The organism is Paenisporosarcina sp. P4_D4 (genome assembly GCF_056401835.1).
On record NZ_JBFUIO010000104.1, the window covers coordinates 1 to 7028 of the forward strand.

General features: G+C 33.4%; 12 protein-coding genes. 11 read left to right on the forward strand and 1 reads right to left on the reverse strand.

The window, feature by feature from the left end; all coding sequences use genetic code 11:
* The 3 genes from AC1DSL_RS14760 to AC1DSL_RS14770 all read left to right on the forward strand — a co-directional run.
* A partial coding sequence (locus AC1DSL_RS14760) for a DnaB-like helicase C-terminal domain-containing protein (RefSeq protein WP_477532747.1) occupies positions 1-955 on the forward strand: 955 nt, incomplete at its 5' end.
* Between the two features lie 174 nt (positions 956-1129).
* Positions 1130-2092 carry a hypothetical protein gene (locus AC1DSL_RS14765; RefSeq protein ID WP_477532748.1) on the forward strand — a complete coding sequence of 321 codons (963 nt, stop codon included), beginning with the start codon at positions 1130-1132 and terminating at the stop codon, positions 2090-2092.
* 46 nt (positions 2093-2138) lie between these two features.
* The gene (locus AC1DSL_RS14770; RefSeq protein ID WP_477532749.1) at positions 2139-2378 is read left to right on the forward strand and encodes a hypothetical protein; all 240 of its coding nucleotides are present in this window, start codon (positions 2139-2141) and stop codon (positions 2376-2378) included.
* A 7-nt stretch (positions 2379-2385) separates the two neighbouring features.
* On the opposite strand, the gene AC1DSL_RS14775 is transcribed toward AC1DSL_RS14770, so the two are convergent.
* A complete protein-coding gene (locus AC1DSL_RS14775; RefSeq protein WP_477532750.1) occupies positions 2386-2586 on the reverse strand; it encodes a hypothetical protein in 201 nt (66 codons plus the stop codon).
* A 52-nt stretch (positions 2587-2638) separates the two neighbouring features.
* Between AC1DSL_RS14775 and AC1DSL_RS14780 the strand changes: the two genes are divergently transcribed.
* From AC1DSL_RS14780 to AC1DSL_RS14815, 8 genes are all read left to right on the forward strand, one after another.
* Positions 2639-3220, forward strand: a complete 582-nt coding sequence (locus AC1DSL_RS14780) for a hypothetical protein (RefSeq protein WP_477532751.1) — start codon at positions 2639-2641, stop codon at positions 3218-3220.
* Between the two features lie 33 nt (positions 3221-3253).
* The gene (locus tag AC1DSL_RS14785; RefSeq protein WP_477532752.1) at positions 3254-3508 is read left to right on the forward strand and encodes a hypothetical protein; all 255 of its coding nucleotides are present in this window, start codon (positions 3254-3256) and stop codon (positions 3506-3508) included.
* A 32-nt stretch (positions 3509-3540) separates the two neighbouring features.
* On the forward strand, positions 3541-3825 hold the full coding sequence (locus tag AC1DSL_RS14790; protein WP_477532753.1) for a hypothetical protein: 285 nt from the start codon (positions 3541-3543) through the stop codon (positions 3823-3825).
* Positions 3822-4052, forward strand: coding sequence for a hypothetical protein (locus AC1DSL_RS14795; RefSeq protein ID WP_477532754.1), 231 nt, complete (start codon positions 3822-3824; stop codon positions 4050-4052). Before AC1DSL_RS14790 ends, AC1DSL_RS14795 begins: the two co-directional genes overlap by 4 nt.
* A gap of 217 nt (positions 4053-4269) precedes the next feature.
* Positions 4270-4512 (forward strand): hypothetical protein, encoded by a 243-nt coding sequence (locus AC1DSL_RS14800; protein ID WP_477532755.1) that lies wholly within the window; start codon positions 4270-4272, stop codon positions 4510-4512.
* Between the two features lie 64 nt (positions 4513-4576).
* Positions 4577-6298, forward strand: a complete 1722-nt coding sequence (locus AC1DSL_RS14805; protein WP_477532756.1) for a DHH family phosphoesterase — start codon at positions 4577-4579, stop codon at positions 6296-6298.
* A gap of 24 nt (positions 6299-6322) precedes the next feature.
* Entirely contained in the window at positions 6323-6469 is a 147-nt protein-coding gene (locus tag AC1DSL_RS14810; RefSeq protein ID WP_477532757.1) for a hypothetical protein, read from the forward strand.
* A gap of 296 nt (positions 6470-6765) precedes the next feature.
* A partial coding sequence (locus AC1DSL_RS14815; RefSeq protein WP_477532758.1) for a zinc-ribbon domain-containing protein occupies positions 6766-7028 on the forward strand: 263 nt, incomplete at its 3' end.

The window sequence follows — 7028 nt, forward strand, 5'->3', positions numbered from 1 at the left end:
GGTTTATATGGTGTCTGCGCCATCTGGGACTGGAAAATCAAGGTTTTCATTGGCATCAATGTTGTCAATCTGTGTTCCTGAAATTTGGGATGAGAATAAGAAAGAGTGGATCAAAACTGGAGCAACAGGTCGCTGTTTATTCATCACAACTGAACTCGAAGAAGATGAAGTAAAAATCCCTGCTCTATGCTACATTGCCAATGTCCCTGAAGATAGACTACAAAACGCTACATTGACAGCAGAAGAGCAGCAACGTATTTACAAAGCAATCGACATACTTGAAGAAACTCCATTTTGGTTTGAAGAATTACATGATTTCGATTTAGAAGATGTAGAGCACACTATTGTAAAGAACATCAGCAAAAACAACATCTCGTATGTGTCCTACGATTATATTCATACATCAATGAAAATCTTCTCATCTATGGCTAAGGCAGGCGCAAAAGGACTTCAAGAGCATCAAATTTTATTGCAAATGTCTATTCGTCTTAAAGAGATTGCGAACAAACACAACGTTTTCCTTGCCACTTCAACTCAATTGAACAGCAATTATAAAGAGGGAGAAATGGATGATGGCAGTCTTTCAGGAGCTAAAGCGATTGAACAAAAGGTTGATATGGGAGCTTTATTGTTGGACATTAATAGTAAAGATGAAGAAATAATTTCATCAGTTATGCACAGTGGAATACCAGTACCATTTGGATTAAAGCCGAATCTTAGCTTAAATATTTATAAAAACCGAGGGAACAAATGGAAACGTGTAAGATTGTGGATTCATGTTGACCATTCTACACTTCGAACAACCGATGTCTTTTCTACGGACTACAAGGGAATTCTTATTCCTAATCTAAAACCACTTAAAGTTCAGTTTGAAGAGGAAGATGAAGAGGAAGACTTAGATATTTTGCCAGACGGAGCTTCAATTGATGCTCTTCCTGTATCATTCGATTTCTAAAAGAGGTGAATCACAATCATTAGGCATAATAAGGATCACCTCAAATCGAGTTTAACGATTAGTGATATTAAGCAATTATTAACAAGTCTTGGTGCAGACGACTTTATAGATGAAACCGATTCAAAAGGACAATTAATTACAAATACAATTTGTCATAATCAGCATAGTGGAAGCATGAAGCTCTACTACTATGAAGAGGGAAAGTCATTTCATTGTTATACGACTTGTGGTTGTTCGTATGATGTGTTCGGTTTATGTCAAAAAGTGTTTTCAAATAGAAATCAAGAACTTTCATTCACAGCATCAGTTGATTATGTAGCGAGAGCAACAGGAAAACAATTCGGTTTTGGGTTCGGACTAGAGCTTGAAAAAGAAGATAAGCTGAGCGAGGAACTTCAATGGATGCAGAGAATGTCCAAGAAGAAACGTGTTGAATTGCCTGAACTGAAGACGTACTCAGAGAAAATTCTCGATGTGTTTTCAAATGTTCATCATCCAGAATTTCTTAAGGACAATATTTCGAACGCAGCTATGACTAAATTTAAAATAATGTATTACAACAAAGACAACCGAATTGTTATTCCTCATTATCATCCATTAACAGGAGACTTGATTGGAATTAGAGGACGTGCATTAAACCAGTGGGAGATTGATTCTGGCTATAAGTATTTACCTCTTAGCATACAAGGCAAAATGTACAATTTCCCTTCGTATGGACAGCTTTACGGCATGTATCAAAATCAGAATGTAATAAAAAAACTGAAAAAAGTTGTTCTGTTTGAAAGCGAAAAGAGCGTTCTTCAATGTGAAAGCTACTACCCAGACAACAATTTTTCAGTAGCAATGATGGGTAGAAATATTTCTTCTATGCAAGTCGAGATGTTACTTAATCTTGGAATTGAAGAGATAATAATTGCCACTGATCGAATGTACAAAGAACATGGCAGCGACGAAGAAAAAAGAGACATTGAATATCTTGTTAAACTAGGGAGAAGATTTTCCCCGTATGTCAGAACATATGTATTGTTTGATGAATTAAATGAAACAAAATATAAATCATCTCCTAGTGACTTCGGTTTGAGCACATTAAATTCGCTATTGAAGAACAAAAGGGAGATATTAAATGTTGTTAATTAATAAATTATAACCAAATAAAATATGAGTTTTAGAGGAGGAAATAATAATGAATATACCTAAATACCCAGAAGACTTCTTTAGCTTTGCAGAAGGATATGATGTTCCTAATAACATTATTAATGAATGGATTAAAACAAAGATTAAGCAACTAGAAGAGAATCCTAATTTGCCGTATTCATTAATTAGCAGTGGCAACACAAGTGTAAGAGTTGATAGATTATATGATGAAGATGGAAAGTACGAAATTAATGTAATTAAGAACTATAGTCAGGCTTACATTTATTAGAGAGATTTTATCCTTCACCTCTAACACGTTTGGTTAATGCCAAAAGGAAAATGGGATCAAGTTTAGTCTTACTTGCATATTCAACAAATGCTAACCAATCAGAGGAAATTGGCTGAGGTGTGTATGGAGACTTTTGTATTTTAATTAGCTCATCCAGTTTAGCTTCAATATCATCAAGTCTAACTGTAACTGGCTTTGGTGGATTCATGGTGTCACCTACTTTATATAATAATTACATTTTAACACAAAGGAGAAATTAAATGACTTGTATCGTTGGATTAGTACATGAAGGTGTGACTTACATTGGAGGAGATTCATTAGGATCAAACGGTTACTCCAAAACAGTGAGAAAAGATAAGAAAGTATTTAAGTTGAAAGACACTGATAATGCAATTCTAGGATTCACAAGTTCTTTCCGAATGGGACAGCTTTTAATGTATGCTACTGGATTAATTGATAGTCGAGATGAGCCAAATATTGACCACAAATATCTTGTAACTAAATTTGTTCCCAATGTTATTTCCACATTTGAGCATGGAGGATTTGGTAAAAATCATAGTGGAGATAAAAGTGGTGGCACATTCTTATTGGGCTACAAAGGCAAGTTATATAACATTGAAGATGACTATCAAGTTGGAGAGTCTTCAGATAATTACGATGCATGTGGCTCAGGAGTGTATTTCGCATTAGGATCATTACATGCAACTGAAGGTGCAGATTTGTCTCCAGTTGAGAGAATTCGATTGGCGTTACAAGCAGCGAGTAAATTTAATGTTAGTGTTGCACCTCCATATTACATTATGAACACAGAGAATGATAAAGTTGTAGAATTTAAAGATTAAATAATAAAGAATAAATAATTGGGAGGTAAATAAATGAAAATATTAGATAAAACATACATCTTCGAAAAAGCTAGAAACAAACATACAGGTGAAGTATTAGAACGAGAATCTAGACGAAAAGGACATAAACTCAAGTTTGACTATTTGGAGATAGATGTTCCACTCGTATACTCGTATCTTGAAGGTGGATTTGTCAGAACGAGTAAGATTGAATCATTTGAAGTTAAAAGTAAAGAGGTAGTTGTTACAACTATAAATAGTATTTATACGTTTAGCGAAGCAGAATAAAATAACAAATTGATTGAGAAGGGGGAAGGTAATTGATAGAATTTCTTGAAGCATTAGCTGAATTCAAAATAACGGTATATGGTGGTTTTGCTATAGTTACATTGCTAATGTGGGGGTTCTGGTTTGTTGTAGGTTTAATAACGATATACCAATCAAGGCTCTTTAGACCTACTAGAAAATTTATAGGGTCAGTCCTAATTTTAATTAAACCAAGTAAGCAGTATCACCAATATGTCAGTCTGCATCGAGCTGGCTATATTTATAAATGGAGTTTGAATTTATGCTTATTAAAAAATGGAAAAGGGGTAAAAAAATGAAAATCAGATCAATCAAATTAATCAATGAATTATTAGAGGCTAACGCCAAAGGTTATGGTTCTACAGCAATGAGCCAAAAACCACTTTATATTATTGGATATGAAGAAACAACAAAAACTGGATTGACTGCATACGGAGAAGCACAAGCCACAGATGAACTATTTAAAGAGATTAATAAACTATTTACAAATTTAGAGAAGAATATCATGGAAATCTACGTTGAATAAAATACCGATTTTATATGGAGATGAAGAAAATGCAGAATATCAAGGTAAATATCTGGTTTTACGATGAACTGCTTGAAAGTGATATAGAAACGTTGGTATATAAGGGTTTAGACACTGATCAGAACATGTTTGAGGCAATTTCTAAGAATATGGTGATAACAGTCGGTCATGGAAGGCGATAAAAGAAGTCTTTTATTGGATAAAGGAGGAAGAAGAGATGGCAAAGTATATTAAGAAACCAATTCCAGTTGAAGCAGAGCAATATCAGAAAGGAATGGAAGATGGTTTTATACAAGTATTTGAAGAAGAGAATAATCATCCTATGAAACCATATATACAAACACTTGAAGGAAAGCTGACTTTTGATGAAGATGCTTATATCGTAACTGGAATTAAGGGAGAGCGATGGGCAGTAAGGAAAGACATATTTGAAGAGACATATGATTTAATTAAAGAGTAAAAGGGATTTTTTATTTGTCTTTAATATCAAATTAATAAATTATAATATAACTAGAGAGAGGTTGATGAATATTTACCAATTAAAAGGAGCTAACAACCTCTTTAATGTAGTAGAGGTATTGGCAGAAAATCGTGGGTTAAATAAAGAGGATTTAGAGTGGCATTTATCACCAACTAAATTTGAACATCCAGCGTCAGACTTACCGAATATGGAAAAAGGAGTTAATGTTCTTTTTGACCATATTGCACGAAACAGCAAAATCTTCATTTTTATTGATGGCGATAATGATGGTTTCGATTCATCAGCAATTTTATTATCAAACTTACGAAAAGTATTTAAGCGTGATTTCGACTATGCACTACACGTTAATAAAAAGCATGGGATTGAAGTTGAATTAATTCCTGAGGGTACTAACTTAATTATAGCACCCGATTCTTTATCAAACGAGTATGAAATTTATGAAGAGTTGGCTAAAAAAGGAATCGAAATTATCTTATTGGATCACCATGAATGTGAAAAGGATTCAGAGTTTGCAACAATTATCAATCCGAAATTGCCACAAAGCACATATCCAAATACTGAAATCAGTGGTGCAGGTATGGTATATAAATTCATTCAAGAAATCGACAAACGATTAGGAACGAATGAAGCTGATTATTACTTGGATTTAGTTGCCTTCGGTATGGTTGGAGATGCAATGAAGATTTCTGAAAAGGAAACTAAGTGGCTTGTTACAAAGGGGTTAAGTCAGATTAATAACGACTTCCTTAAAGAGCTAATTAAAAAGAATCTTGAGGATGGCACTGAATTGACTCCTAATGTGCTAAGTTTTAAATTGCTGCCTAAGATTAACAGTTTGATTCGTGTTGGAACGCAAGAAGATAAGCTGGAATTATTCAAAGCAATGTGTGGACATGAAGAAACTACTATCAATCCTAAGTTAAGACGACCAAATAAAGAAGAGTCTTATGGTGAACGAGTATCGAGAATTTGTAATAACACCTATGCAAAACAAGCAAGAATGCGAGATAAGATTTATGAAGAATTGAAACTTCAGATTGCAGAGAAGGATTTAGATAAGAATCGTATTATTGTATTAAATGTTAAATCAGATTTTCCTGATAACTTCACAGGTTACATCGCTTCAAAAGTAGTAGGCGATTATCGTAAGCCAGTAGTTATATTGCGTGAAGACAATAAGGAAGAGAATGAAGGATTCAGAGTTGGTTCTTTACGTGGCTACGATCCTTTAATTGCAGATACAAATACATTCTTAAACACTTTAGGGCTATTCGAGTATGTGTCAGGACACAATCAAGCTGCTGGTGTGAAAATCAAGTTTGAGAATATTAAGTATTTGAATGAATTAATCAATGAAGCATTGTATGAATTAGATGCAGATGAATCATATATGGTGGATTTAATCATGAATGCTAAATCGTTAACGAAAGATTTCATATTAGATGTATCAAGATACGATAAATTATGGGGCAAAGGGTTAGATCAGCCACTTTATGCAGTAGAACAGATTGAAGTCAATTTAGGCGATGCGGAAGTGATTGGAAAAGGCGAAAATATCCTCAAATTTAACGTAAATGGCGTTGAATTCATCAAATTTAGTGACATTTCGAAGCTTTTTGACCTCAAAAAAGACAATAAAACAGCAATTTTAAACGTTGTTGGTAAAACAGGATTGAATAGTTGGAGAGGAAATGTAACTCCACAATTTGTGATTGAAGCAGTTGAGATTGTTGAAGTTAAGGATAGTGCGAGATTTGTATTTTAATCAAAAAATAGGAGGGTGAATGAGATGGAACAAGCAAATAAACTTATTAAGTTTTGTCCTTATTGTGGACATGAATCTGAAAAGAACTTCATTGCTACTTTATCAAATGGCGGTGCATGGTATTGTGAAAGCTGTGAAGAAGAGGTTGAAGCATACGTTTTAAGCAAATAAAAAAGCATAAAATAAACTTTTTATTGGGTAACGGGTAAATCAGCTAAAATACAGCAATCATATAAGTTTCATAAAATGATGCTCACAAACCCTGTCATATCAACGATTGTAGCCTAGTTTTTCAGCGTTTTCAGCATATTTAATAAATTATAAAATAAATGCAAAATAAAACAACTCTTTTATTGGATAAATTTTCGTTTATTAGTTGTAATTAGTAAATTATAAGTATATAATAAGAGTGTAGTGATTAGATCGTTAATTGCTGCACTCATTTTTTGATATAAGGAGGGATTAGCTTGGTAATTGAAATGAGTGAAGTTAATGATACTGATACTGTTAATGAATTAATTATAAGAACAATTGATCCAACAATTGCATTAGCTGAGAATGCTATGTTGAGACATCGACCTGATTTGTTTGATGAATGGGATTTTGAGAAGAATGATGAGCTTGGATTGGATATTTATAAAATGACAAATGGAATGGATCGAAAAGTAAATTGGATATGTAAAGATTGTGGTAGTGATTATATATCAGCTATTTGCTATAGGAGTATAAG

Coding starts and splice junctions, on each gene's coding strand:
- AC1DSL_RS14765 (WP_477532748.1), top strand. CDS start 1,130: ATGAAGCTCTACTACTATGAAGAGGGAAAGTCATTTCATTGTTATACG.
- AC1DSL_RS14770 (WP_477532749.1), top strand. CDS start 2,139: ATGAATATACCTAAATACCCAGAAGACTTCTTTAGCTTTGCAGAAGGA.
- AC1DSL_RS14775 (WP_477532750.1), bottom strand. CDS start 2,586: ATGAATCCACCAAAGCCAGTTACAGTTAGACTTGATGATATTGAAGCT.
- AC1DSL_RS14780 (WP_477532751.1), top strand. CDS start 2,639: ATGACTTGTATCGTTGGATTAGTACATGAAGGTGTGACTTACATTGGA.
- AC1DSL_RS14785 (WP_477532752.1), top strand. CDS start 3,254: ATGAAAATATTAGATAAAACATACATCTTCGAAAAAGCTAGAAACAAA.
- AC1DSL_RS14795 (WP_477532754.1), top strand. CDS start 3,822: ATGAAAATCAGATCAATCAAATTAATCAATGAATTATTAGAGGCTAAC.
- AC1DSL_RS14800 (WP_477532755.1), top strand. CDS start 4,270: ATGGCAAAGTATATTAAGAAACCAATTCCAGTTGAAGCAGAGCAATAT.
- AC1DSL_RS14805 (WP_477532756.1), top strand. CDS start 4,577: ATGAATATTTACCAATTAAAAGGAGCTAACAACCTCTTTAATGTAGTA.
- AC1DSL_RS14810 (WP_477532757.1), top strand. CDS start 6,323: ATGGAACAAGCAAATAAACTTATTAAGTTTTGTCCTTATTGTGGACAT.